This is a genomic window from Pseudomonas sp. ICMP 10191 (assembly GCF_001467335.1).
In the GTDB taxonomy this organism is placed as follows: Bacteria; Pseudomonadota; Gammaproteobacteria; order Pseudomonadales; family Pseudomonadaceae; genus Aquipseudomonas; species Aquipseudomonas cerasi.
The window spans coordinates 1-26,781 of record NZ_LKGW01000002.1 but is presented as its reverse complement, the minus strand read 5'-3'; the positions used below and the strand labels follow the sequence as shown (position 1 = coordinate 26,781).

General features: G+C 61.9%; 13 protein-coding genes and 1 pseudogene. 9 read left to right on the top strand and 5 right to left on the bottom strand.

Going from position 1 to position 26,781, the window contains the following annotated elements; translation table 11 throughout:
- The first annotated feature begins 71 nt into the window (after positions 1-71).
- From AO388_RS01435 to AO388_RS01425, 3 genes are read left to right on the top strand one after another with little or no spacing between them, the layout of a single operon-like run.
- Positions 72-1,244: an efflux RND transporter periplasmic adaptor subunit gene (locus tag AO388_RS01435; protein WP_058415971.1), complete on the top strand. Its 1,173-nt coding sequence runs from the start codon at positions 72-74 to the stop codon at positions 1,242-1,244.
- Complete coding sequence (locus AO388_RS01430; protein WP_058415970.1) at positions 1,245-3,218, top strand: MacB family efflux pump subunit; 1,974 nt, start codon at positions 1,245-1,247, stop codon at positions 3,216-3,218.
- A gap of 7 nt (positions 3,219-3,225) precedes the next feature.
- On the top strand, positions 3,226-4,614 hold the full coding sequence (locus AO388_RS01425; protein ID WP_058415969.1) for an efflux transporter outer membrane subunit: 1,389 nt from the start codon (positions 3,226-3,228) through the stop codon (positions 4,612-4,614).
- Positions 4,615-4,637: 23 nt separating this feature from the next.
- On the opposite strand, the pseudogene AO388_RS01420 reads toward AO388_RS01425, so the two are convergent.
- From AO388_RS01420 to pvdP, 4 genes and pseudogenes are all read right to left on the bottom strand, one after another.
- A pseudogene (locus AO388_RS01420) lies at positions 4,638-5,388 on the bottom strand (SDR family oxidoreductase).
- Between the two features lie 80 nt (positions 5,389-5,468).
- Complete coding sequence (locus AO388_RS01415; RefSeq protein ID WP_003366627.1) at positions 5,469-7,088, bottom strand: GMC family oxidoreductase; 1,620 nt, start codon at positions 7,086-7,088, stop codon at positions 5,469-5,471.
- A gap of 237 nt (positions 7,089-7,325) precedes the next feature.
- Positions 7,326-8,276 (bottom strand): AraC family transcriptional regulator, encoded by a 951-nt coding sequence (locus tag AO388_RS01410; protein WP_058415968.1) that lies wholly within the window; start codon positions 8,274-8,276, stop codon positions 7,326-7,328.
- Positions 8,277-8,526: 250 nt separating this feature from the next.
- A complete protein-coding gene (pvdP, locus tag AO388_RS01405; RefSeq protein ID WP_058415967.1) occupies positions 8,527-10,161 on the bottom strand; it encodes a pyoverdine maturation tyrosinase PvdP in 1,635 nt (544 codons plus the stop codon).
- 182 nt (positions 10,162-10,343) lie between these two features.
- Between pvdP and pvdM the strand changes: the two genes are divergently transcribed.
- The 6 genes from pvdM to AO388_RS01375 all read left to right on the top strand — a co-directional run bounded on the left by pvdM (position 10,344) and on the right by AO388_RS01375 (position 20,879).
- On the top strand, positions 10,344-11,738 hold the full coding sequence (gene pvdM / locus AO388_RS01400) for a pyoverdine-tailoring dipeptidase-like protein PvdM (RefSeq protein WP_058415966.1): 1,395 nt from the start codon (positions 10,344-10,346) through the stop codon (positions 11,736-11,738).
- Positions 11,731-13,011, top strand: a complete 1,281-nt coding sequence (pvdN, locus tag AO388_RS01395; RefSeq protein ID WP_058415965.1) for a pyoverdine-tailoring periplasmic protein PvdN — start codon at positions 11,731-11,733, stop codon at positions 13,009-13,011. The genes pvdM and pvdN overlap by 8 nt, the downstream gene beginning before the upstream one ends.
- A 47-nt stretch (positions 13,012-13,058) precedes the next feature.
- The gene (gene pvdO, locus AO388_RS01390) at positions 13,059-13,913 is read left to right on the top strand and encodes a dihydropyoverdine dehydrogenase (protein ID WP_058415964.1); all 855 of its coding nucleotides are present in this window, start codon (positions 13,059-13,061) and stop codon (positions 13,911-13,913) included.
- Positions 13,914-13,981: 68 nt separating this feature from the next.
- On the top strand, positions 13,982-15,658 hold the full coding sequence (locus tag AO388_RS01385) for a cyclic peptide export ABC transporter (RefSeq protein ID WP_058415963.1): 1,677 nt from the start codon (positions 13,982-13,984) through the stop codon (positions 15,656-15,658).
- A 305-nt stretch (positions 15,659-15,963) separates the two neighbouring features.
- Positions 15,964-18,195 carry a TonB-dependent siderophore receptor gene (locus AO388_RS01380; RefSeq protein WP_003433158.1) on the top strand — a complete coding sequence of 744 codons (2,232 nt, stop codon included), beginning with the start codon at positions 15,964-15,966 and terminating at the stop codon, positions 18,193-18,195.
- A gap of 272 nt (positions 18,196-18,467) precedes the next feature.
- The gene (locus tag AO388_RS01375) at positions 18,468-20,879 is read left to right on the top strand and encodes a TonB-dependent siderophore receptor (protein ID WP_058415962.1); all 2,412 of its coding nucleotides are present in this window, start codon (positions 18,468-18,470) and stop codon (positions 20,877-20,879) included.
- A gap of 559 nt (positions 20,880-21,438) precedes the next feature.
- Here AO388_RS01375 and AO388_RS01370 read toward each other — a convergent pair.
- Positions 21,439-26,781: non-ribosomal peptide synthetase (locus AO388_RS01370; RefSeq protein ID WP_236713883.1), on the bottom strand; the 5,343-nt coding region annotated here is incomplete at its 5' end.

Genomic DNA, 26,781 nt, shown 5'->3' with positions numbered 1-26,781 from the left:
TGCCTCGTTTAAAGGGCAGCTCTCGTGGCCGTCGTTCACCGACCGACTGATCTCCCAGCGCAGGAATCTGCATGAAACGCTCTCGACATCCTCGCCGCGCCCTCCTGGTGGCGCTGTGCCTGTTCCCGGTCATTGCCGTATGCGCCTGGCAGATCCTGCCCGACAGCAAAAGCAGCGCCGCGACCGTGACGGTGACCCGCGGCACGATCGAAAACAGCGTCACGGCGCTCGGTACCCTGCAGCCGCGCAGTTACGTGGATGTGGGCTCGCAGGCCAGCGGGCAGATCATGAAAATCCATGCCCAGGTCGGCGATCAGGTCAAGGAAGGCGACTTGCTGGTCGAAATCGACCCTTCGACGCAAAAGGCCAGACTCGACGCTGCACGCTACGCCATCGATAACCTCAAGGCGCAATTGCAGGAGCAGCGTGCGCTGCACGAACTTGCAGAACAGAAGCAGCAGCGCCAGAAGCGCCTCGCCGCAGGCGGCGCCACACGGGCCGAGGACGTTCAGGCTGCGGAATCGGAATTTCGCGCCACCCAGGCACGGGTCGACATGTTCAAGGCGCAGATTCTCGAAGCTCAGGCCGCGCTGCGCAGCGACGAAGCAGCGCTGGGCTACACCCGTATTTTCGCGCCCATGAGCGGCACAGTGGTCGCCCTCGATGCACGTGAAGGCCAGACGCTGAACGCGCAACAACAGACCCCGCTGATTCTGCGCATCGCCCGCTTGTCACCGATGACGGTCTGGGCCGAGGTCTCGGAAGCCGATATCGGCCATGTCAAACCCGGCATGACTGCCTATTTCACCACCTTGAGCGGCGGCAACCGGCGCTGGAGCAGCACCGTGCGGCAGATCCTGCCGGTGCCGCCCAGGCCGCTGGATCAAGCCAATCAGGGCGGCGGCAGCCCGAGCAGTTCGCGCAAGAACGGCGGTGGCCGTGTGGTGCTGTACACCGTGCTGCTGGACGTGGATAACAGCGATCAGGCGCTGATGGCAGAAATGACCGCACAGATATTCTTCGTCGCCGAAAAAGCCGAGAACACCCTCACCGCGCCACTCGCGGCGTTGCGAAACGGGGCGCAGGCCGATCGGCAGACCGCCCAAGTGCTATCTGCCAATGGTGAGGTGCAGAACCGTCAGGTACGCACTGGCATCAGCGACCGCCTGCGCGTGCAGGTACTCGACGGGCTGAATGAAGGTGAGCGCCTGCTGGTGCCCGCCTCTGTCGGCAGCGGAGGCTGAATGCGCACGCCGCTGATCGACCTGCGAGGCATCCGCAAATCCTACGGCGGAGGCGACAGCCCACGGGTCAACGTGCTGCGCGGCATCGATCTGTCGATTCATGCCGGTGAGTTCGTGGCGATTGTCGGCGCTTCCGGGTCCGGCAAGTCGACGCTGATGAACATCCTCGGCTGCCTGGACCGCCCGACCTCGGGCGAATACCTGTTCGCCGGGGAAAACGTCGCCGAACTGGGCAGCGACGAGCTCGCCTGGCTGCGCCGTGAAGCGTTCGGGTTCGTGTTTCAGGGCTATCACCTGATTCCGTCCGGCTCGGCACAGGAAAACGTCGAAATGCCGGCAATCTATGCCGGGACGCCCGCCGCAGAGCGTCATGCGCGGGCCGCCGCCCTGCTTGACCGACTGGGCCTGGCGTCGCGCACCGGCAATCGACCGCATCAGTTGTCCGGCGGCCAGCAGCAACGGGTTTCCATCGCCCGCGCCTTGATGAATGGCGGGCACATCATCCTCGCCGACGAGCCCACCGGTGCGCTGGACAGCCACAGTGGCGCGGAGGTGATGACCCTGCTGGACGAACTGGCCAGCCAGGGCCATGTGGTGATCCTCATCACCCATGACCGGGAAGTGGCGGCGCGCGCCAAACGGGTCATCGAAATCAGCGATGGGCTGGTGATCAGTGATACGGCTCGAGATGCTTCTGACGTGCAGCGCTCAGTCAATCCGGGCACGCTGCAGGCGGTCGACCTGCGCAAGCGCCTGAGCGAGGGCAGCGGCAGCCACGGCGCCTGGCAAGGCGAGCTGCTCGAGGCGGTTCAGGCGGCGTGGCGCGTCATGTGGATCAATCGCTTCCGAACCGCGCTGACCCTGCTGGGCATCGTCATCGGCGTGGCGTCGGTGGTGGTGATGCTGGCCGTCGGCGAAGGCAGCAAGCGTCAGGTCATGGCGCAGATGTCCTCGTTCGGTTCCAATATCATTTACCTCAACGGCAAGGCGCCCAATCCGCGCGCGCCGAAAGGCGTCATCACCCTGGAGGAAGTCGCCGCGCTGGGCCAGTTGCCCGAGGTGAAAATGATCATGCCGGTCAACGGCGGCCAGGCCGGGGTGCGCTACGGCAACGTCGATCACTCCAGTTACGTCGGCGGCAATGACACGCATTTTCCGGCGATCTTCAACTGGCCGGTGGTGGAAGGCAGTTATTTCAGCGAAGCGGATGAGCAGAGCGCAGCCGCCGTCGCAGTGATTGGCTACAAGGTTCGCCAGAAACTGTTCGGCGAGCATAACGACCCTGTCGGCCAGTACATCCTGATCGAAAACGTGCCTTTTCAGGTGGTCGGCGTGCTGCAGGAAAAAGGCGCCACGTCCGGCGATCTGGACAGCGACAATCGCATCGCCATCCCCTACTCGTCGGCCAGTATCCGCCTGTTCGGCACGCAGGACCCCGAGTACATCACCATCGCCACCCGTGACGCCAACAACGTCAAACAGGCCGAAACAGCGATCCGCGAGCTGCTGCAACAACTGCATCACGGCAAACAGGATTACGAACTGACCAACAACGCCGCGATGATCCAGGCCGAAGCACGCACCCAGAACACCCTGTCGCTGATGCTCGGCTCGATTGCCGCCATTTCGTTGCTGGTCGGTGGTATCGGCGTGATGAACATCATGCTGATGACAGTGCGCGAACGCACCCGTGAAATCGGCATCCGCATGGCCACCGGTGCGCGACAGAGCGACATCCTGCGGCAGTTTCTTACCGAGGCTGTGATGCTTTCCGTGGTCGGCGGGCTGGCCGGTATCGTGCTGGCGCTGGGCATGGGCGCAGCGCTGTTGCTGAGTAAGGTGGCCGTTGCGTTTACCCTGCCGGCTGTGACCGGGGCGTTTGCCTGCGCCCTGATTACCGGCGTGATCTTCGGCTTCATGCCGGCCCGCAAAGCTGCCCGCCTCGACCCGGTCGCGGCCCTCACCAGTGAATGATCGATCAATGAAGCCTAGCCTTTGCGTTTTGACTGCCTGCCTGTTGCTGAGCGCCTGCCAGACGCCTGCTCCGCCGCCGGACAGCGGCATCCAGCCACCGGCAAGCTGGGCGTTTGCCGCAAACGCCGCCGCACAGCGCAGTGATATCCGTTGGTGGCAGCAGTTCGGCAGCCCACAGCTGAATCGTCTGATCGAACAGGCCAGCCTTGACAGCCATGAAGTCGCTGCGGCGATGGCACGGGTTCGTCAGGCACAGGCAAGCGCCATTATCGGCGGCGCGCCCTTGCTCCCGGAACTGGCCTTTGACCTGCGCGGCGAACGTAACCGGTTCCTGCGCAACAGCGACCGCAAGGCCAACCTTTCCGACGACAACAACACCAACAACTTCACCAGCGACCTGACCGCCAGCTATGAGGTGGATTTCTGGGGAGGTATCGCAGCGGGACGCGACAGCGCACTCCAAGGGCTGCGCGCCAGCCAGTTCGATCAGGCGACCGTGGAGCTGACCCTGCTGGCCAACGTCGCCGATCGCTATGCGCAAACCCTGGCGGCGCGCGAGCAAGGGCGGATTGCCGAACTGAATCTGGCCAACGCCCAAGACGTACTGCGCCTGGTGCAAACCCGCTATGAATCGGGCTCAGCTACCGCCCTCGAGCTGGCGCAGCAAAAAAATCTGGTTGCGGCCCAGCAGCGTGAACTGCCCCGCGTTCAGCAACTGGCCAACGAGCAGTTGATCACCCTGGCAGCCTTGCTCGGTCAGCCGGTGCAGAATCTGCACCTCGCGGATCAGCCCTTCGACACCCTGAACTGGCCGGACATCGGCCCCGGCCTGCCCAGCGAACTGCTGACCCGCCGCCCTGATCTGGCCAAGGCCGAGGCTGACCTGGCGGCGGCACAGGCCAATGTCACCGTCGCCCGCGCCGCCATGCTGCCAAAACTGACCCTGAGCGCCCGGCTCGGCACCGAAAACACCCGCGCCGAAGACTGGCTGCGCGCACCGTTCAGCAGCCTCGCTGCCGGGCTGGTCGGACCGATCTTCAACAATGGCCGTCTGGCCGCCGAGCGTGACAAGGCCACAGCGCGTCAGGAAGAACTGCTGGAAACCTATCGCGGCGCGATCATCAACAGCTTCGCCGACGTGGAAAAAGCCCTGAACAGCATTCGCGGCCTGGATCAACAGCGCTACTGGCACGAAGAAGAACTCAAACAGGCGCAAACCGCCTTCCGCATCGCCCAAAGCCGCTACCAGGAAGGCGCCGAGGACCTGCTCACCGTACTGGAAACCCAACGCACCCTTTACCAGGCACAGGACGTAAGCGTGCAGTTGCGGCTGGCACGGGTGCAGGCGAGCATCGCGCTGTACAAAGCGCTGGGCGGTGGCTGGCAGGTGCGCTGAGCGGGCTTCAGGCCCGCTATTCCTCAAACTTGCGCTTTGCCCCCGTCTACACACATCTCGATACCCGCAATGAAACTGCTGTCGTCGCAGGCAAGAAACAGCGCGGCCGCGGCCACTTCCTCAGGGCGGCCAAGACGGCCCAGTGGAATACCTCTGATCAGCGCTGCTTTCATTTGAGCGACGTGCTCTTGCGCAAGCCCTTCCAGGCCCATGATCGGCGTGTCGATCGGGCCCGGGCTCAGTGTATTGACGCGAATACCTCGACTTTGCAGCTCGGCTGTCCATGTTCGGGCAAACGAGCGTATGGCTGCCTTTGTAGCGCTGTAAGTGCTGCAGCCCGAAACGCCCCCTGTTGGCGGCAATGGACGAATTCAAGATGATCGAGCCGCCGTCGTGCATCAACACCAGTGCCTTTTGCACGCTGAACAACAGGCCTTTGACGTTGGTATCAAAAACCTTGTCGTAGTGCGCCGCATCGACGCCATCGATGGATTGCATTTCCATAATGCCGGCGTTGGCAAAGAGCACGTCAATGCAGCCTTTCTCGCGCCTGACCACTGCGTAGAGTCGGTCCAGATCGTCAAGACTGGACACATAGCCTTGTACGGCTGTCACGTTACGACCTATACGTGCAACGGCCTCGTCCAGCTCGGGCTGACGTCTACCCGTGATAAACACATAGGCGCCCTCTTCCACAAAACGCTGGGCGGTCGCAAGACCGATGCCGCTGCTGCTGCCGGTAATCATCGCAATTTTGCCTTGAAGCCTGCTCATGATGATGCTCTCGAAAAGGTGAAAGTCAGCGAGTACCCACCGGGCACTCGCTGCATGATCTACGGCATGGATCAAATTATTCAGGACTTGCCAGTGAGCAGACTGCCCAAGCGCTCCCCGATGATCACGCACGGGGCCATGGTGTTGCCGGTGGTTACTCGCGGCATGATCGAGGCGTCCGCGACCCTCAGATTGTCGATGCCATAGACGCGCAATTGCGCGTCCACCACCGATAACTCATCAATACCCATTCTGGCCGTACCGGACTGGTGCCAGACGGTCGATGCGGTGTTGCGCACGAACGACTCCAGATCCTTGCGGTTCATCTTTCCGGGCATCACCTCACGGCGTACAAACGGGCGCAGGGTCGAGCTGTTGCCGATCTCTCGGCAAAATTCGACTGCACGCACCAGCGCCTGCAGATCTTCGGGTTCGGCAAGCGCACCGCTGTCGATTCTCAGTGCGTCCCGGTGCCCGCCGCCAGACAACGTGATCGAGCCACGGCTTTTGGGCCGTACCAGCCCCGGCAACAAAGACCATGCGCTGGCCGGAGGGTTGAACGTCGCCTGCGCTTCAAACGAGGCAATGGGCATTTCAGCGAGAAAGGTCTGGATATCGGGTACATCGAGCGCCGGATCACTCTTCCAGAAGAACGTCGATTCCCCGGCGTTGTTGCGCGCCGCATGAGCCTGTTCGTATTCCCAGATGCACCCCGAGACCATGATGTGGTCCTGATAATTCTGGCCGACACCCGGCAGATTCTCTAGCGGAGCGATACCATGCCGAACCAGTTGCTGCGCATCGCCGATTCCGGACAGCATCAACACCTTGGGTGTGTTGATGGCACCCAGTGACAGCACGACTTCCTCTCGTGCTCTGAAACTCATGATCCTGCCTTCATGAATGACCTCGACCCCGACCGCTCGCTTGCCTTCCAGCAACACGCGCAATACATGGGTGTGGGCCAGGACCGTCAGGTTGGGCTGCGCCATCAGCGGGTACACATAACTGCGAAAAATCGAACGGCGACGACCGTTTTCCAGACACATATTGACCAGTGCCGCGCCACCCGCGCCCTCCATCATCGCGCCGTTCTGGTCATCGAAAACAGGCATTCCGAGCTCCGCCACCGCTCCCAGCATGGCTGGTGCAATCGGGTTGGGATCAGGCGCAGGCTGCACGAAGACCAGACCGCCCGTGCCTCTGCGCAGTGCGTCTGGCGTACCCTGCCAGTTCTCGATACGTCGATAGGTGGCGAGTGTCGATTGATAATTCCAGGCCGGATCACCTGATTCGCTGGCAAAGTGGTCCCAGTCACTGCTGTGCCCGCGCGCCCAGACCATCACGTTGATCGAGGATCCACCGCCCAGCACCTTGCCCATCGACAAGGGAATGGCCCGGTTATTGAGGTGCGGGTTGGGTTGTGCCTGAAACTGCCAGTCGCGCTCGCTGCCCAGGTTGGTGAACCAGATACTGGCATCGGTAACACTGGGCACATCATCGGTGCCGCCTGCCTCCAGGAGCAGAACACTGACGTCGGGATTCTCTGCCAGACGCCGCGCAACGACCGACCCGGAGGTGCCGGAGCCACACACGATGTAATCGTAAGCGCCCTTCAGACTGGCTTTCAGTCGCCGCTGATTGTCTTCAACACGACGTGCAAAGTCTGCAGTGTCGGTTGCGCCGGTATAACTTTCCATAAGAGTGCCTTTGTAAAACTTCCATGAATTGACGGCGCAAAACTGCCGTGGCCAATCGCGAAAGATGAATAACGGTGGGCTGTGACCGATGCGTCAGCGCAGCAGCCATTGAGATGAATCAGTCACTGAATGACAGGATCGATTCTAGGGCGCAGACGGCGTATCACCGTTACCTGCAAGGCGCGTGAGGGATGTCCACAAGGCGCTTTCAACTGATAAGGCGAGAGCAGAAGTTGCTCAGTTGAAAGTAGCCCGAACATGCGAGGGGCAAATACCGAACTGTGCCCGGTAGGCGCGACTGAAATGCGCTGCCGTGGTGAAACCGCACTGCCAGGCAACGTCCTGAACACTTGGCCGAAGCGTGCGGGTCGAACTGAGCAATTGCTGTGCGCGTTGCAGGCGGATATTCCAGACATCACGCATCACCGTCGTCTCCTGACTCCGGAACAAGCGTTGCAAGTGCTTGACTGAAACATGCACGGCACCGGCAATGGCCGCGCAGTCGAGTTCGGTGTCACTCAAACGCGTGTAAATGTAACGTCTGGCGCGCAACAGCACGACATCAGTGCTGCGCGAAACTGCCTTGTCGCCGGGGCCGCCCAGCATGGCGTCAATCAGCTCCAGCAATTGTCTGCCCATCAACTCGCGTATGACCAAGCCAGGGGCCGCCTGTTGCTGCGCGATGCAGTGGATCAGGTCACGGGCTGCGCGTATGTCTGCCGACTCCATGTCGGCAACCATCAGCCCCGGCAACGAATGCCTCAGGCCCCGATCGCGCAAACTGGACTTGGGAATACGCAATACGGTCATTTGCCCATGCTGGGTAAACGACTCCTGAAAGGATTGCCCGGGATCGATGAAGAACATGCTGCCAGCCATGAAGCGATGTTGCTTTCCGGCTTCGTCGATATCGACATACCCACCGGTCATAAGCTTCAGATAAAGCCATTCCCCCTGCCAGCAATCCTGTTCTTCTCCAACCGGGATCAATACCAGCGATTTCAGATCAGCCTGCGTGACACCAATAGCCCCCAGGCTCCAGCTTTGCGCTGTGGAGTTGCCCGACAGGGTTTTATCGAACTCACAGTAAAGCCCGTGATGCTCCAGCATGACCTCAGACCAGTTGCCACCGGCATCGGGGCCCAGATCAAAGTGAATGTTGTTCGCGTCAAAAATTCCGGGTGTCATGAAAGGTGTTCTCGAGGGCGCAAGCAAGGAAGGGATGAGAAACGGCCGAACATCCAGACAGCTTGCGACCTGGCGCCACCCTACGCCTTTTGTTCGAGAATCAGGGGGGCATTCATGAAATATCCGACAGAGCGGAGTGCGTTAGGCTCTGTACGAAAAGTCGGCGAGCGAAGGTCAGGCAAGGCAAANCCGGGGTCGCGCTCNACCGAGCGCAGCCACTTTTCGTACAGAGCCTAGGAGCCAGCGCTGCTCAAAACCACCTCTCCGGCAGCAGATTCCGTGCATACCAGGGCCGGCGCGGCACGCGGCGTAGCAGGTTGCTCAGTTTGTCATCGGCCGCGAAGGTGATGCGCAGCGCCAGCTTCATGACTTCCGGGTCCATTTCCATGGTCGTGCCTGCAGTCTGGCCGGGCACTGTGCTGCAACCGTGCGTTTCAGGCCCCAGCCACGGGTCGCTGACACTCACCCAGCGGCCTGGCGCAAACCACGGCACGCCGTTGACTTGCAGGCGCTTCACTTCGCCCGGATGAAAGCGCTCATGGGCGCGGAACCAGTCCTCAATGCGGTCGTCAATCCAGCCATGGAACATCCAGAACACCGGGTTCACGTGCGATGAAAACGGGTCGGCAAGAAAGTCGTTTTCCGGCTCGAACCAGCGCTCGGCAAAATCATCCGAACGACGTGCCATCGGCACCGGCTGCCCGTTGGCCGGGTCGCGGGCCACCGACGCCCAGCGCATGTGCAGCCAGTCGTGCAGTTCCAGTTCGACCTGCGAACCAAACTGGCCCAGGGTCAGCTTCGACAAAAAGCGCGGATCGCGATACTGCGATTCCCAGACCTGAAAATGCGTATGAAACGTCTCGTGGCTTTTGATATCGCTGACCAGCTGTGTGTATTCCTCGTCACCATGCGCCAGCCAGTTGGGCGGCAGCGAACAACCGTCGTGATTGTCGAAATAGCGGGCAAAGCCCAGGCGGTCGCGTTCCAGCTCAGGCTGCGGCAGCGGAAAACGCGGCCAGGACGGCAAGTCCTGAATCCTGCGTGCCTGGATCAGCATGTGCCGGTGCATATAAAAGAAGTCTTCACCCGAGCCGTTGCGGTCCTTGTGCGGGCCACGCGCATCGCGCTCATGGTCACGCGGTCCCGGCTGCCAGCCGATGCCGCGCAGGGCGTTACGCTTGTCTTCGGGCAATTTGTGCCACTTGTCTCGCGAGGCATGCCAGAGCTGATGGAACAGACGATGCTCCCTGGAAACCAGCCAGGCCAGAAACGGCGGACTCAGGCCCACCCTTTCCCGCGCTTCTGGAAACACCTGTTTGATCGCGATCAGACGGTTTTCCAGTTCCGGCAGAGCCAGCGGTCGGTCAAGACGTTCGATACGCCCGCTCAGGGTGCCGCTGCCGGCGTTACCGAACGCGCCCCAGACTTCATCGAGGGTCAGGCTGAATTCGTAATCCGGGTTGTCGCTGTGCGGATCATTGCCGGCATGGCCGTCCATGACCCGCAGGTAGAGTCTTGCGGCATTGGCCGGTTGCAGATCGCCAATCACCCGAAAGCGCGGCAGCGCATCGCCGCGCAATTGCCCGGCCGTGTCGATATAGCCGCGCAGGCCGCGACCACGCGGGGCGATGTCGAGAAACATTTCCAGGCCTTCGAGCGGCGCACCGCTCAGTCCGGCATCGCGCCCTTCGAAGCGCAGAGTCCACACACCGCGCAGCTTGTCGGCCAGGCGCTGGGTGGCGGTATCGGCAGGCCCCGCCGTCGCTTCGCCCGGCGTTTCCGGCAGGTCGACCCGGGTGAGTTCCCGATGCGCGTAATACGCTGCCGGAACTGCCGCACCGGTCAGCGCCAGACCCGCTATGAACCCTCGTCGAGAAATCGTCATTACCCTACCTGTTACAGCCCCGAGACAGCCGTTATCCAAGCTAGAACGTAAACCCGGCAGACAAATTTAGCGCTGCACACACATCCATGAGCCCGCGCTAAATTTCTCGGTGATCCGCTCGTTCTCCACCAGATAGCAACAGCCGTCGCAGGCTGCGCAACGGTTAACCACACGAGACGGAAATGACAAGACCGCGTTGGAAAAAAGCTCTCTTCATCGGCCTGCCACTGGCCCTGGCGATCAGTGCAGGTACGGGCTTTCTGGCCTGGAATTACTGGTCGCCAGCAGGCTACCCGGTCAAGGTCATGCAGCAGGCCGACGACCTGCAGGAGCGGATCATTTCCTTCGACAGCCACATCACCGTGCCGATGAAATTCGGCAGCGAGGGCAACGAAGCCGACAAGGACGGCTCGGGGCAGTTCGACCTGGTGAAAGCCGCACGCGGACGCCTGTCCGGTGCAGCGCTGACGGTATTCGGCTGGCCGGAGATCTGGAACGGCGACAACGCCCCGCATCGTCCGACACCCGGTTTCGTCGACGAAGCACGCCATCAGCAGGAAGTGCGCTACCGAATCATCAGCGGGCTGGTGCGCGATTTCCCCAATCAGGTCGGCATCGCCTACACCCCGGACGACATGCGCCGCCTGCACGGCGAAGGCAAGTTTGCGATCTTCATCAGCATGCTCAACGCCTACCCGCTGGGCAATGGCCTGAGCCTGCTGGACCACTGGGCCGCACGCGGCATGCGCATGTTCGGTTTCAGTTATGTCGGCAATAACAGCTGGGCCGATTCTTCACGCCCCCTGCCCTTTCTCAATGACACGCCCGACGCTCTGGGCGGCCTGTCGGAGATCGGCAGGCAGGCCGTGCAACGCCTCAATGACCTGGGTGTGATCATCGACGTGTCGCAGATGTCGAGCAAGGCGCTGCAACAGGTCAGCGAGCTGAGCCGCACGCCGATGGTCGCCTCGCACTCGGCGCCGCGTGCGCTGGTGGACATCCCGCGCAACCTCAGCGACGAGGAACTGCAGCTCATCAAGCGCAGCGGCGGCGTGGTGCAAATCGTGGCGTTCCCAGCCTATTTGAAGCCGCTGACCCAGAAAACCCAGAACAAGCTCAATGCGCTACGCAAGGACTTCGACCTGCCACCGCTGCCGAACCTGGCCATGGCGCTGATGCCCGGCGACCCGATCATCACCGTCTGGCCGGAGCAACGCTTCGGCGCCTATGCCAGCAAGCTGTACGCGATTCTCGAGGAGGAGCCCAAAGCAACGGTCAAGGATTTCGTCGACGCCATCGATTACACGGTCCGCAAAATCGGCATCGACCATGTCGGCATCAGCTCCGACTTCAACGATGGCGGTGGTGTGAAAGGCTTCAACGATGTCAGCGAAATCCGCAACGTGACGGCCGAACTGATCGAGCGCGGCTACGCCGAAGCGGATATCACCAAGCTCTGGGGCGGCAACTTTCTGCGCGTCTGGGAGCAGGTTCAGGCGGCTGCCCGTCCGGATGTGAAACACATGAATCTCTCAAACGCCGCTACCCGACCCTCAGGCGCAGACGCTCATGACTGATCGCAGAACCTTTCTCAAACAGGCCGGAGTGCTGGCCGCAGCCCTGCCACTGGGCTCCGGCCTGGCAACGGCGGCCATGACGCCAGCCATTCAGCCGGCCTCCACGGATAAATGGACGCGCCTGAAACAATTGTTCAATCAGGACCCGGACTACGTTCACCTCTCGAATTTTCTGGTCACTTCGCACCCCGCACCGGTTCGCCAGGCCATCGAACAGCATCGCGCGCATATCGACCGCAATCCCGGTCTGGCCATGGACTGGGACGTGGGAGAGACCGAGCGCCGCGAACACGAGGTTCGCGTCTGGGCGGGCAAGTACCTGAAGGCCCAACCCGGCCAGATCGCCCTGACCGGCAGCACCACTGAAGGCCTGGCGATCATCTACGGCGGTATTCATGTGCGCCCGGATCAGGAGATTCTGACCACCGAACACGAGCATTCCTGCGTCCGCGACATCCTGAAATTCCGCCAGCAGCGCGACGGCACGCAGGTTCGCAAGATTCGCCTGTTCAAGGACCCGGCTACCGTCTCGGTCGACGAAATCATCGGCTCCATCGCGCGCAGTATCCAGCCGAAGACGCGCGTGTTGGGCATGACCTGGGTGCAGTCCGGCAGCGGCGTGAAACTGCCCATCGGGGCCATCGGCGATCTGGTCGAGGAACACAACCGCAACCGTGACGACCAGGACCGCATCCTCTATGTGGTCGACGGCGTGCATGGCTTTGGCGTCGAGAACCTCGACTTCCCGGAGATGAAGTGCGACTTCTATGTCGCCGGCACCCACAAGTGGCTGTTCGGTCCACGCGGTACCGGCATCGTCTGCGCCCGCTCGGAACAGGTCAAGGACCTCACGCCGCTGATCCCGACGTTCTCGGAAGCCACCGGTTTCAGCACGATCATGACGCCCGGCGGCTACCACTCGTTCGAACACCGCTGGGCGTTGAACGAGGCCTTCAAACTGCACCTGCAACTGGGCAAGGCCGATGTGCAGGCACGTATTCACCAGCTCAACAGTGACCTCAAGCAGCGCCTCAAGGCCCAGCCCAATGTCGAGCTGGTGACGCCCATGGATCCTGCGCTGTCGGCGGGCTTCAGCTTCTTCCGGCTCAAGGGCCAATCGTGCGACGACGTGGCGGCCTGGCTGATGAAGCAGCGCATGGTCGTTGACGCGGTGAGTCGCGACGTCGGCCCGGTGGTGCGCACCGCGCCAGGGCTGCTGAACAGCGAAGCCGAAATCGATCGCTTCATGACGCTGCTCGCCCGACGCGCCTGACACGCCTGCACCGTTCACCTGTTTTCCGTTTTCCATCGAGACCCGTCATGAAAAAAACATTGCTGCCCCTGTCCGCCCTGCTCGGCCTGTTGCTATGCGGTACCACCCTCGCCGCCACGCCCGCGCCCGGAAAAGTGTTCAAGGACTGCAAGGACTGCCCGGAAATGGTCGTGCTGCCTGCGGGCACCTTCACCATGGGTGCGCCCGAAGAGGAACTGGGTCGTCAGCCGGACGAAGGCCCGCTGCACGACGTGACCTTCGCCAAACCCTTCGCCATCAGCCGTTTTCAGGTGCTGAGCGGCGAGTGGAATGCCTATATCAAGAGCTCCGGCTACACGATGCCGGATGGCGATACCCGGCCAGGCCGCGAGTGCAAGGCCGGCAAGCCGCGCTACCCGCTGAGCCCGCGTCAGCCTGCAGTGTGCATGGACTGGAACGAAGCCAAGGCGTATGTCGAATGGCTGTCGAAAAAGACCGGCAAGTCCTACCACATGGTCAGCGAAGCCCAGCGAGAATACGCGGCACGCGGCGGCAGCAAGGGTTCGTTCCCGTTTCCGATGGACGAAGGCAAGCCCTACAGCATCGCCAAACATGCCAACACTTACGGCCCGGAAGACGGCTTCAGCTACACGGCACCCGCTGGCAGTTACAGCCCCAATGATTTCGGCATCTACGACGCCCACGGCAATGTCTACGAATGGACTGCCGATTGCGAGACCAGCAACTACAACGGCGCGCCCACCGATGGCAGCGCATGGCTGGCCGGTGATTGCACCTGGAAGATGATTCGCGGCAATGACTGGACCGAAGCGCCGATCTTCTCGCGCTCCGGCAACCGCAACAGCCGCCAGCCGGATGTACGGGGTGACTGGCTGGGTTTCCGGGTCGCCCGCGACCTTTGACCGATTTCATGCGCACCCTCGGCCGGCGATAGCCCACGCCGCACTCACGGACAATGACGAGACACACCATGACCCGCACAACTGAAAGCCTCGCCCGGGAAACCCTGAGAATCCTCAAGCCATTCTGGTGGCTGGTGGCGCTATCGACCGTGCTGGGGATTGTCAGCGGCCTGAGCGTCACCGGGCTGCTGGCCACCATCAACAACGCGATGAACATGCCCGGCGGGCCGGACACGCAGACCGCGCTGCTGTTCGCCGGATTGTGTGTGCTGACCCTGGCGTGCTCGACCCTGTCCAACCTGTCGACCAATTACGTCGGCCAGCGGGTCGTCGCCAACCTGCGCCGCGAGCTGGCAGCCAAGGTGCTGGTCGCGCCCATCGAGCAGCTGGAACGCTATCGCGCGCACCGCCTGATCCCGGTGCTGCTCAACGACGTCAACACCATCAGCACCTTTGCCCTGTCGGTCGCGCCGATGGTGATTTCGTTTACCGTCACCCTCGGCTGCCTGACCTATCTGGCCGTGCTGTCCTGGCAGATTCTGGCGCTGACGGCGCTCACCGTGGTGCTCGGCACCGGCGCGCAATACCTGGCGCATGCGTTTGGCATGCGCAGCATTCTGGCCGCGCGCAACAGCGAAGACGAATTGCAGAAGCACTACCAGGCGCTGTCCGCAGGCGCCAAGGAACTGCGCATCCAGCGCAAGCGTCGTCAGCACATGCTCGACGAGAAGATTCATGGGGCCACCGAACACATCTGCCGCTCGAACATTCGCGCTGCCAATATCTTCGTCAGCGCGGAAACCTTCGGCTCGATGCTGTTCTTCGCGGTGATCGGCATGGCCATCGCCTTTCAGGCGCTCTGGCCGACGACCGAAAAGACCGTACTGGGCGGCTTCGTGCTGGTGATGCTGTACATGAAAGGCCCGCTGGAGCGCCTGATCACTGCCCTGCCCGGCATCAGCCGTGCGCAGATCGCCATGCGCCGCATTGCCGAGCTGTCATGGAAATTCTCCAGCCCCGAACCGCACCTGCTGGTCAGTGACAGCCCGACGTCGCTGCCCAGCATGCACACGCTGGAGCTGCACAACCTGCGCTATGACTACCCGCCCGTCGAGGGCAGCGACGCCTTCCACCTCGGCCCGGTCGACCTGAGCATCAAACAGGGCGACATCGTGTTCATCGTCGGCGAGAACGGTTGTGGCAAGACCACGCTGATCAAGCTGCTGCTGGGCCTGTACACCCCGCAACAGGGTGAGATCCGCCTCAATGGCCAGCCCGTCAGCGCGGAAAACCTGGATGACTACCGCCAGCTGTTCACCACGATTTTCGCCGACTACTACCTGTTCGACGAGCCGTTGCAGGGGCAGGCCGCGCTGCCGCAGGACGCGGGCAAATACCTGGAGCGCCTGGACATCGCGCACAAGGTCAGGATCGAGAACGGTGCCTTCACCACCACCGATCTGTCGACCGGTCAGCGCAAGCGCCTGGCGCTGATCAATGCGTGGCTGGACGAGCGGCAGGTGCTGGTGTTCGACGAGTGGGCCGCCGATCAGGACCCGGCGTTCCGTCGCGTGTTCTACACCGAACTGCTGCCGGAACTGAAGCAGCAGGGCAAGACCATCATCGTGATCTCCCATGACGACCGCTATTTCTACGTCGCCGACCAGTTGGTGCGGATGCAGGCCGGGCAGATTCAGGTCGAACAGGTTCGCAACGAAACCCGCGATAAAACCATTACGGCGTGATTCACTCGCACCTGAAACGCCCCGCCCGGCCCGTCCGCGAGCGGGGCTTTTTTTGCCTGGCCGCTCCGCGCCACCCTCAATTGCTAGCCAAGCGCCATCTTTTTTCGTGGATTGTGAAAAAAACATTAAATAAACGTTATTCGCTTTCGTTCTCATTAACAGCGAATTGCGCGCCCAGCCATCTCTCGCGCAACGCCCCATAAAAAAGTGGCTCACGCCTGCCCGGTCGACGGCTGGACCCGACTGCGCAGGCCTGAACGACGCTCCCAATCTCCTTGCCGATACTCACTGGAAAGAGCCAATTCATGCACAACCCGTCACGACTCACCCCGCTCAGCAAAGCGTTGATGCTCAGTCAGATGTTCCGCTCCCGGCCATCCATGGCGGCCATGGGTCTTGCGCTGTGCATGCCGGTCGCCGGTCAGGCACAGGAAACCGTCGCAGACGATTCGAACACCACAAGCACCGTCAATCTGGCCCCGACTGCAATCGACTCGCATTACCTGGGCACCACCACCGACGGCACCGGTTCCTACACCACCGGCGCAGTGAGTATCGGCAAGGGTGCACCGCAATCGCTGCGCGAAACACCGCAATCGGTGAGCGTGGTGACTCGGCAAGTCATGGATGACAACAACCTCACCAGCCTCAGCGACGTGCTGGAAGACACCCCGGGTATCACTTTCCAGTACCGCAACTTCGGCGGTCACGTGTACACCTCGCGTGGCTTCTCGCTGCTGGCGGAAAGCTTCCTGGTCGACGGCATTGGCGGTCAGGGCTATCAGATCACCGGCTGGATGCAGCCGGACATGGCCATCTACGACCGTGTGGAAGTGCTGCGCGGCGCGTCAGGGCTGTTGGTCGGTGCCGGGCAGCCCGGCGGCGCGGTCAATCTGGTGCGCAAACGCCCGACTGCCGATAACAAATTCTCGATCACCACCCGCGCCGGTTCCTGGGACCAGTACCGGGTCGACCTGGATGGCAGCGGCAAGCTCAACGATTCGGGCACCCTGCGCGGGCGCATGGTCGCGGCCTACGATGACAGCGGCTCCTATCTGGATGGTCGCGACAGCCGCACGCCGCTGCTGTACGGCATCGTCGAAGCCGACCTGAGCGACGACACCACCCTGACCATGAGCCTGCGACGTCAGGAACAGGTCATCAACGGCTACTCGATCTATGGCCTGCCGCGCTACAGCAACGGCCAGTCGCTGGGCCTGTCGCGCTCGACCAACCTGGCGCAGAAGTGGAATCGCCATGAAAGCGACATGACCGAGGTGTTCACCGAAGTCGCGCATCGCTTCAATGAGGACTGGACCAGCCGGACCTCGCTGACCTATTCCCAGGGTGGCTTCGATCAGAACATTGCCTACGCACGGGGCGCAGTGAATCCCGTGACGCTGGCGGGCTCCAACTTTCAGGGCACGCTGTTTCGCAAGGACGAGGTCGACAGCGTCGGTCTGAACAGCCAGCTGGAAGGCAACTTCAACGCGTTCGGCCTCGAACATCAGGTGACCCTGGGTGCCGACTGGTCGAAGCAGAACGCCAACACGCATCAGGCGACCGTGACCAGGCGCACCGCCGTCAACGTCTTCGATGTCGATCAGAGCGCTTTCGCCAAACCAGCCCGTCCAGCCTGGCAAACCGACATCGACACCACCGAAGAACGCGCGGGCCTGTACGCCAACACGCGTATTCACCTGAGCGAACCGTTGAGCGTGGTGCTTGGCACGCGCCTCAGCTGGTATGACTACAAGTACGACGTCAAAACCGGTGCGGCAAACAGTTACGAATCCAAGCAGACTCAGGAATTCACGCCGTTCGCGGGCGTCATCTATGACATCAACGACAGTTGGTCGTGGTACGCCAGTTATGCCGACATCTTCACGCCACAGGCCAACTACGTCTCCGCTGGCGGCTCGCCACTGGACCCGGCCATCGGCTCCAACTACGAAACCGGCTTCAAGGGTGAGCTATTCGACAAGCGCATGAACCTGTCGATGGCGCTGTTCTACATCAAGCAGAAAGATGTGGCCGCCGTTGATGTGAACACCACTGAACTGTGCCCTACCAGCTCCGACGGCTCCTGCTACCTGCAGGACGGCATCAGCCGCAGCAAGGGCGTCGATGTCGAGGCCAGCGGTGAAGTGTTACCGGGGCTGCAAGTGTTCGGCGGTTACACCTACAACATGCTGCGCAACAACGGTGATTCGGATGTGGCTTACGAAACGCCGAAACACATGCTGCGCCTCAACACCAGCTACAACCTGCCGGGTGCCTGGAACCGCCTGACCCTGGGCGCCGGTGTGTCGGCGGATTCGGGTTACGAAGTGCCGTCCAACAAAGAGCTTGGCGTGGCCGGTCGGGCCATCTGGGATGCCAGGGCGTCGTGGAAACTGGACGAAAACTGGAAGGTGTCACTCAACGCCGAAAACCTGTTCGACCGCAAGTACTACACCACCTCGATCGCCACCGATCGCTCCAACGTCTATGGCGAACCGCGCAGCTACGTCCTGACCTTGCGGGGAGATTTCTGATCTAAGTAAACGATAGGCGTGATTCTAGCGCCTACGCTCTGCATTCAGCGTTATATACAAGCCCGCTTTTGATTCTGGCCGAAGGCCGTGGGAGCGAACTTGTTCGCGAAGACTGTAGTTCAGACGATGCATTTTTGGACAACATACTGGCCCATGAGCGTTCGAGCGAGCGGAACGCTGGGGGCCGGGACACTCCGCAAACATCTGCATACCACCAACTCCACCGCAAATGCATTATCCTTCGCCATTGATCTCAACGAGCCATCCCTCCCATGCAAACATCCTCCAGCCGTCTGCGCACAGGCCGCGTGAAAACGCTCGGCCTGCGTCTGGGCAGTGTGGGGCTGGTGCTGGCGTTGAGTGTCCAGGGACAGGCGCTGGCGGAGGAGTTCGAGTTCGATATCCCGGCCCAGACACTGAGCAGTGCCCTGAAGGAATTGGGCCGCCAGTGCGATCTGCAAATCCTCTACAACCCCGACGATCTGAACGGCAAGCTCAGCAGCCCGGTGCACGGCAGGCTGACGCCCGAACAGGCCGTCGCCGACCTGCTGAAAAAAGCCAACGTAGCGCACAGTCTTGAAGACAACACCCTGACCCTTGGCGCTGCTGCCTCCGCACAAACCATGAGCCTCGGGCCGGTGGCGATCAAGGGCGATTCGTTCGGCATCACCACCGAGGGCAGCGGCGCGTATTCGGCCACCGGCGTGAGCATCAACAAGACCGCTCAGTCGCTGCGCGAAACGCCGCAGTCGGTCACCGTCATGACCCGCCAGGTGATGGACGACAAAAACCTCACCGGCCTCGACGAGGTGATGGCACAAACGCCCGGCATCACCTTTTCCCAACGCAATTTCGGCTCTCATGTCTTCAGTTCGCGAGGCTTTGCGCTGGAGGACGAGAGTTACATCATCGATGGCGTGGCTGGTCAGGGTTACAGCGTGACCGGCTGGATGACCCCGGACATGGAAATCTACGACCGCGTCGAAGTACTGCGCGGCGCGGCCGGTCTGCTGATTGGCGCAGGCAACCCCGGTGGCGCGGTCAATCTGGTCCGCAAGCGCCCGACCGCCCTGCCGCAGTTCTCGATTACCACCCGCGCAGGCAGTTGGGACAACTACCGGGTCGACCTGGATGGAAGCAGCAAACTCAACGATTCCGGCAGCATCCGCGGGCGTTTTGTAACGTCCTATGAAGACCGCAGCTATTTCACCGATGGTCTGCAGAAAACCGCGCCGTTGTTCTACGGCATCCTGGAAACCGACCTGAGCGAACACACCACCCTGACCCTGGGCGTGCGCCATCAGAACGCCGACACCCAAGGCTTTTCGATCTTCGGTCTGCCCCGCTACAGCAACGGCAAGGCCATCGACCTGCCGCGCTCGACGTCGCTGGCCCAGGACTGGAACCGCCACCAGACCCGCACTGACGAAGTGTTCAGCGAGCTGGAAACCCGCTTTGACGAAAACTGGAGCGGCACACTGTCGGCAACCCGCTCCGAGGGTGCTTTCGATCAGAAGGTGGCCTACGCACAGGGCGCCATCGACCCGGCGACGCAGAGCGGTTCCCGACTGGTCAGAACCCTGTTTCGCTCGGACGATATCCATAGCGATGGCATCGACGCGCACCTGGACGGCCGGTTCGACGCCTTTGGCCTGAGTCACCAGTTGACCGTCGGCGGTAATGGGTCCGAACAGAAACGCGAGTCGCGCTATGCCACGGTCAACGCCAATCAGCCGCTGGCTATCTTCAACCCCGACCACGACGCGATTGCCGAACCTGTGCGCCCGGCCTGGCGCCGTACCGACTACAGCGACAAACGTTATGGCCTCTACAGCAACCTGCGTCTGAGCCTGACGGAATCGTTGAGCCTGGTGATGGGCGGCCGGGTCAGCAGCTATGACTATCAGACCACATCCGCAGGCGTAACCCGTCGCGCGCAGGAGGACAACCAGGTCACGCCGTTTGCGGGGGTCATCTACGACCTCAACCGGGACTGGTCGTGGTACGCCAGTTACACGGATATTTTCCTGCCGCAAAGCGCCTATCGAACGGCATCAGGCACGCTGCTTGATCCGGCCATCGGCGCCAGCCACGAAACCGGAATCAAGGGCGAACTGTTCGACAAACGTCTGAACGTGTCACTGGCGCTGTTTTATGTGAAGCAGAAGGACGTAGCCGTCGAGGATGACGCCAACGCCGGCCAGTGCCTGAGTAATGATGCCTATGGGACCTGCTACCTGAACGGTGATATCCGGCGCAGCAAGGGCGTCGACATGGAAATCAGTGGCGAGCCGTTACCGGGATTGCAGACCCTCGCCGGGTACACGCTCAACATCACCCGCGGCAGTGACGGACAGTCCATTTCAGCAGAAACACCCCGGCATATGCTGCGCCTGACCAGCAGCTACACCCTGCCCGGCGCCTGGCGTCGGTTGAGCGTCGGCGGCGGGGTTTCGGCGCAGAGCGGCTACTCGGAACACGAGTCGACCCAACCCATCGATAACGCTGGCCGGGCCATCTGGGATGCCCGGGTCGCGTGGAAAATCGACGAACACTGGTCGGTGGCGCTCAACGGCAACAACCTGCTGGATCGCAAATACTACAAGGCCACCGGCGACATCGACCGCGGTAACTATTACGGCGACCCGCGCAACTACGTCCTGACCCTGCGCGGTGATTTTTAAGCGACGCTTGCCCCTCGCGATCAACAGCGGACACCTATCGTTCCTCACGCTCCGCGTGGGAATGCCGTGCGTGAAGCTCTGCGTCACAATCGATACCGCGCCACGCACTCAAGAGAGGACGCAGAGCGTCCAGAAAGGCATGCCCACGCTGGAGCATGGGCACGATGGTGCTCTTCAGGACGCGTCTCATCCCTCACACTCAAGCCCTGACCCTATCGTCCCGTACGCGCCAGCCAAGACACCCATCGCTCCTCGCACTCCAGCCCGGCCACCTATCGTTCCTCACGCTCCGCGTGGGAATGCCGCGCGTGAAGCTCTGCGTCACAATCGATACCGCGCCACGCACTCAAGAGAGGACGCAGAGCGTCCAGAAAGGCATGCCCACGCTGGAGCATGGGCACGATGGTGCTCTTCAGGACGCGTCTCATCCCTCACACTCAAGCCCTGACCCTATCGTCCCGTACGCGCCAGCCAAGACACCCATCGCTCCTCGCACTCCATCCCGGACACCTATCGTTCCTCACGCTCCGCGTGGGAATGCCGTTCGTGACGCTCTGCGTCACACCAACCGCTCGGCGAGCCCCTGCAGAAATGCTTCAGCGATCACCAGGTTGTCGTGTCGTTGATCAATCGTCGTCGAGCTGCGCAGTCCGTTGACCGAGCACTGTTCCAGCAGCACTGCTTCAGCCTTGGCAATCTGCCCCGGTTTGCGGCTTTGCCCTGCCCACCAGCAATCGGCCTTTACATTGAGAGTCTTCAAGGTAAACGCCTGGCTGAGTTTCGCGTTGGCTTCCAGCAATGTGTAACCGGTTTCGATTTCGTCCTGCACCGCAATGTCCTGGAACATGCTGCGCAGGTTGTCGACGTTCATTGCGTGTTGCAGCGCGATCTGCTCGATCACTCGATCAATCACTTCACTCTCCCCGGTCACCGACTGCCGGGCCGTTTCGATCAGGTCGACAATGGTTTGCTCCTGCAAGCCCGGCACAAAGGCCTGCAGGCTCTTGATCAGGCCGCGGTAGTAGTTTTCGCCCTGCTGCTGCGTGGTGACGTGCGGGTCCTCTTCGACCCATTCCATGCCAGCCGATGTCGGTAGCTGGGTGTCGACCAGCCCGAGAAAGCTCACCACTTCGCCAGCGCGCTCCAGCACATGCGCGACCTCAATGGCCAGCGCGCCACCCATCGACCAACCCAGCAGGTTGTAAGGCCCGTGTGGCTGGGTCGTGCGGATCAGCTCGACGTAGTAATCGACCATGTCCGGCCACGACGTATCGAACCAGCCCGGCACCACATAGGCCTTGTTGACCAACCCGTAAACCCGTCGGCTGTCGCCCAATTTGCCCGCCAGCGGGTAATACGAATACGTGCCACCACCGCCCGGCGGCAGGCAGAACAGTGGCGCATGCGTCGAGCCATTGGCGTTCATGGCGATGACCGCCGATTTGACCCTGGCTTCATCGGCACGCATGAAATCAGCCAGCTCGCCCAGGGTCTGCAGCAACAGCAAGTCATGCAGCTTGATGGAGATATCGAACGTCTCGCGAATCCTGCCCGCCAGTGAAACCGCCAGCAGCGAGTGCCCGCCCAAGGCAAAAAAGTTGTCGTTGAGCCCGACCCGTTCGACGTGCAACACCTGCTCCCACAACTCAGCAAGACGCTGCTCGAATGCAGTGCGCGGCGCCACGTAACCCTGCTGTGAGCGGGCCACGTCCGGCTTCGGCAGTGCTCTGCGATCCAGCTTGCCATTGGCGGTCAGTGGCATCGAATCGATAAATACGAAGTAGCCCGGCACCATGTAATCCGGCACATGAGCCTTGAGATGAACCTGCAGACGCTCGCGCAGAACGTCCGGCGCATCAGCGGCATCGGTCGGCACCACATAAGCGACCAATTGCTTGCCGGACGTCCCGTCGATGTCGATCACCGTGGCTTCGCGCACGGCGGCATGCTCATGCAGACGCGCTTCGATTTCGCCCAGTTCGATGCGCAAGCCGCGAATCTTCACCTGATGGTCGATACGCCCGGCGTAGTCGATGACACCTGCGTCGCGATAACGCGCCAGATCGCCGGTGCGGTACAGCCTGCCGCCGCCCTGTTCGTCGAACGGGTCCGGCACAAAGCGCTCGGCCGTCAGTGCTGCACGGTTGTGATAACCACGCGCCAGACCGACGCCACCCAGGTACAACTCCGCCGCCACGCCCTGTGCAGCAGGCAGGAGGCCGTCGTCGAGAATATGGGTTTTCAGGTTGTCGATCGGCTGCCCGATCGGCACGCTGAGGATATCGTCGGTGCTACAAGTCCAATGGGTCACGTCGATGGCCGCTTCGGTCGGGCCATACAGGTTGTACAAACCGGCCTGCGGCAAGCGCTTGAGCACCTGAGCGGCCAGCTCGGCAGGCAGTGCTTCGCCGCTGCATACCACTCGGCGCAGCGTGTTACAGCTTTCCACCTGGGGATGAGTCATGAACGCCTGCAGCATTGACGGCACGAAATGCAGCGTCGTGACCTGATGCTCACGGATGGTCTGCACCAGCCGCTCGGGGTCGCGGTGATCACCCGGCAGCGCCATGGCCAGACGTGCGCCGGTCATCAGCGGCCAGAAGAATTCCCAGACCGATACGTCGAAACTGAACGGTGTCTTCTGCAGAACGGTATCGCTGCCATCAATTTTGTAAGCTTTCTGCATCCAGTGCAGACGGTTGACCAGCGCACGATGACTGTTGCCCGCGCCCTTGGGCTTGCCGGTCGAGCCGGAGGTGTAAATCACATAAGCCAGGTTCAATGGATGGCTGAGGTTGACCGGGTTGGCGGTGCTGTAACCGGCAAGCCAGTCGCCGTCCTGATCCAGGCACAGGCTCTGCACCTGAGGCGGAACAGGCAAACGCTCCAATAGCGCCGCTTGGGTCAACAGCAAACCGATACCGCTGTCCTGCATCATGTAGGCCAGACGATCCTCGGGGTAGTCCGGGTCCAGCGGCACGTAGGCACCACCGGCCTTGATGATCGCCAGCAGACCGATCACCAGTTCCAGGCTGCGCTCGACGCAGATACCCACCAATACGTCCGGGCCAACGCCCGACTCACGCAGGCGATGCGCAAGCTGATTGGCGCGGGCGTTGAGTTGCGCGTAGCTCAGTTGTTCAGTAGCGAAAATCAGCGCCGGAGCGTCCGGCGTGGCGCATACCTGGGCTTCGATCAGGCTGTGCAGGCAGGCTTCACTGGGGAAGTCTGCAGCTGTGGCGTTCCACTCGCGCAGAACATGCTGCTGCTCACGGTCGCTCAACAGCGCCAGTTCGCCAAGCGCCGTCTGTGCGTCATGCGTCAGCGCCTGCAGGACCTGCTGGAAATGCGCCGACAACTGCGCCATGTGTTGCTCACTGAACGCCTCGCGGGCGTAGCTGAAGCGCAGCGACAGGGTTTCGCCGAGATTGACCACCAGGGTCAGCGGATAATGCGTTTGCTCCTGCGTACGCAGGCCGCCGAACACCAGCCCGGGCGGCGCAGCCTGTTGCAGGGCTTCGGACACCGGGTAGTTTTCGAACACCAGAATGGTGTCGAACAGCGCCTCGCCAGCGCTGCGGGCCCAACGCTGAATCTCGTACAGCGGCGTGTGTTCATGCTCGCGCAAGGCGATGTTCTGCGCCTGCACCTGTTGCACCCACTCCGCCACCCGTTGCTCGGCACGCGGGCTGGCGATCACCGGCAGGGTATTGATGAACAGCCCGAGCTGCTCCTCGACACCCGGCAGATCAGCCGGACGCCCGGCCACGGTTGCGCCGAAGGTGACGCTGGACTGCCCCGTATAGCGTTGCAGCACCAGCAGCCAGGCCGATTGCACCAGCGTATTGAGGGTCACGCGCTGCTCACGGGCAAACTCGCTCAGTTGACGGGTATTCTCGGCGTCGATCAAGTGCAGGTAATCACCGTGCCCCTGGCCGTTCTCAGGCGCCTTGAAGGCCTGAACCAGACGCGTGGGCTCATCGAGTCTGGCGAGTTGATCGGTCCAGAAACGCTCGCTGAGCCCGGCATCCTGGCGCTGCAACCATTCGATGTAATCGCGATAGCGGCTGACCTGCCTCGGCTGTGTCTGGCCGCTATAGCGTTGCAGCACTTCACCGAGCAGGCGCGAGCTGCTCCAGCCATCCATGAGGATGTGATGGCTGGTGTAAATCAGCTGATGGCTCTGCTCGCCGGTGCGCAATACGGCCAGGCGCAGCAACGGCCCGTGGACCAGCTCGAAACCCTGCCGGCGGTCGGCATCGGCCCATTGGTCGATCCAGCCGGACGACTGCGTCCGGGCATCCAGCTCGACAAAAGGCATGCGCACATCACGCAAGACCACTTGCAGCGCTGGCTGCAGATGGCTGATGAAAGCACTGCGCAGCACCTCATGGGCATCCAGCGTGGCCTGCCAGGCGGCGCGGAAACGCGGCACGTCCAGGCCGCTGACCTCAATGCGCATCTGATTGATGTAATTGCCCGCCTCCTGCTCGAACAAGGTGTGGAACAGCATGCCCTGCTGCATCGGTGCCAGCGGGTAGAGGTCTTCGATCTGCCCGGCAGGTATCGGCAAACGGCTTAACTGCGACTGACTGAGGCACGCCAGCGGGAAGTCCGACGGGGTCACCCCCGCCACGCCTTCGGTGGTGCAATGGGCAATCAGCTGTTGCAATTCGGCGGTGTACTCATCGGCCAGGCGCTGCATGGTGTCGCGCTCGAACACCGCGCCACTGAAGGTCCAGCTCAGCCGCAGCTCACCGGCATAGACCTGACCGTTGATGCTGATCGGCGCAGCCAGCGGCGCAGCGGCACTCTGTGAGGCACCGCTGCTGTCGGCGGAGGGTGTGAACAGTGCCTGCGGTGCGTCGAAGCTGCCGTCGAACTGCCCCAGGTAATTGAACACGATGCTGCCCAGCGGCAAGGCTTGCAGGGTCTGCCGCGCCGATTCGCGGCCCAGGTAACGCAACGCGCCGTAACCGATGCCCTTGTCGGGCACTGCGCGCAGTTGCTCTTTGATGGTCATGATCGAATCGGCCAGCGAGGCCTGTGGGGTGAGCCTGACCGGGTACACATTGCTGAACCAACCCACCGTGCGGCTCAGGTCCAGTGCGTCGAACAGGTCTTCGCGACCATGGCCTTCGAGACGAATCAGTGCATGGGGTTGCGCGGTCCAGCGACTGACCACCCGCGCCAGCGCGGTCAGCAGCAGGTCATTGATCTGCGTGCGGTAGGCCGCCGGGGCGTCCTGCAGCAGTTGCCGGGTCAGATCGCCATTGAGTTGCGTGACCACCGACAGCGCGTGCTGCTGTCGCTGGCCGCCATGCGGATGATCACACGGCAAGGCGTCGCTGACGTCTTGCAATTGCGCCTGCCAGTAGCCCAACTCCTGCTCCAGCGCCGGGCTTTGCGCGTAGGCCTGCAAGTGCTCGGCCCAGCTTTTCAGCGAACTGGTTTTCGCCGGCAGCAGCGCTGGCTGACCTGCTGCCAGGGCGATGTAAGCCTGTTGCAGGTCTTCCAGCAACACCCGCCATGACACACCGTCCACCAGCAGATGATGAATCACCAGCAGCAGGCGCTGTTCGCCCTGTGGCAGGTTGATCAGCACGGCACGCAGTAGCGGCCCGTTTTTCAGGTCCAGGCTACGTTGCGCTTCATCGGCCAGCTCAGACAAACGCTCGATGCTGTCCAGCTCATGGGTCCAGAGCAGCTCACGAGTGTTCTGCATGCCGAAGGTGGCCTGCCATTGGCCGTCCTGTTGAGAGAAACCCAAACGCAACGCGTCGTGCTGTTCGACCAACGCCGTCAATGCCGACTGAAGACAAGAGGCCTCCAGCGTTTGCAGAGGCTTGAGCATCAGCGCCTGATTCCAGTGCTGACGCTCGGGGATGTCCAGCTCGAAGAA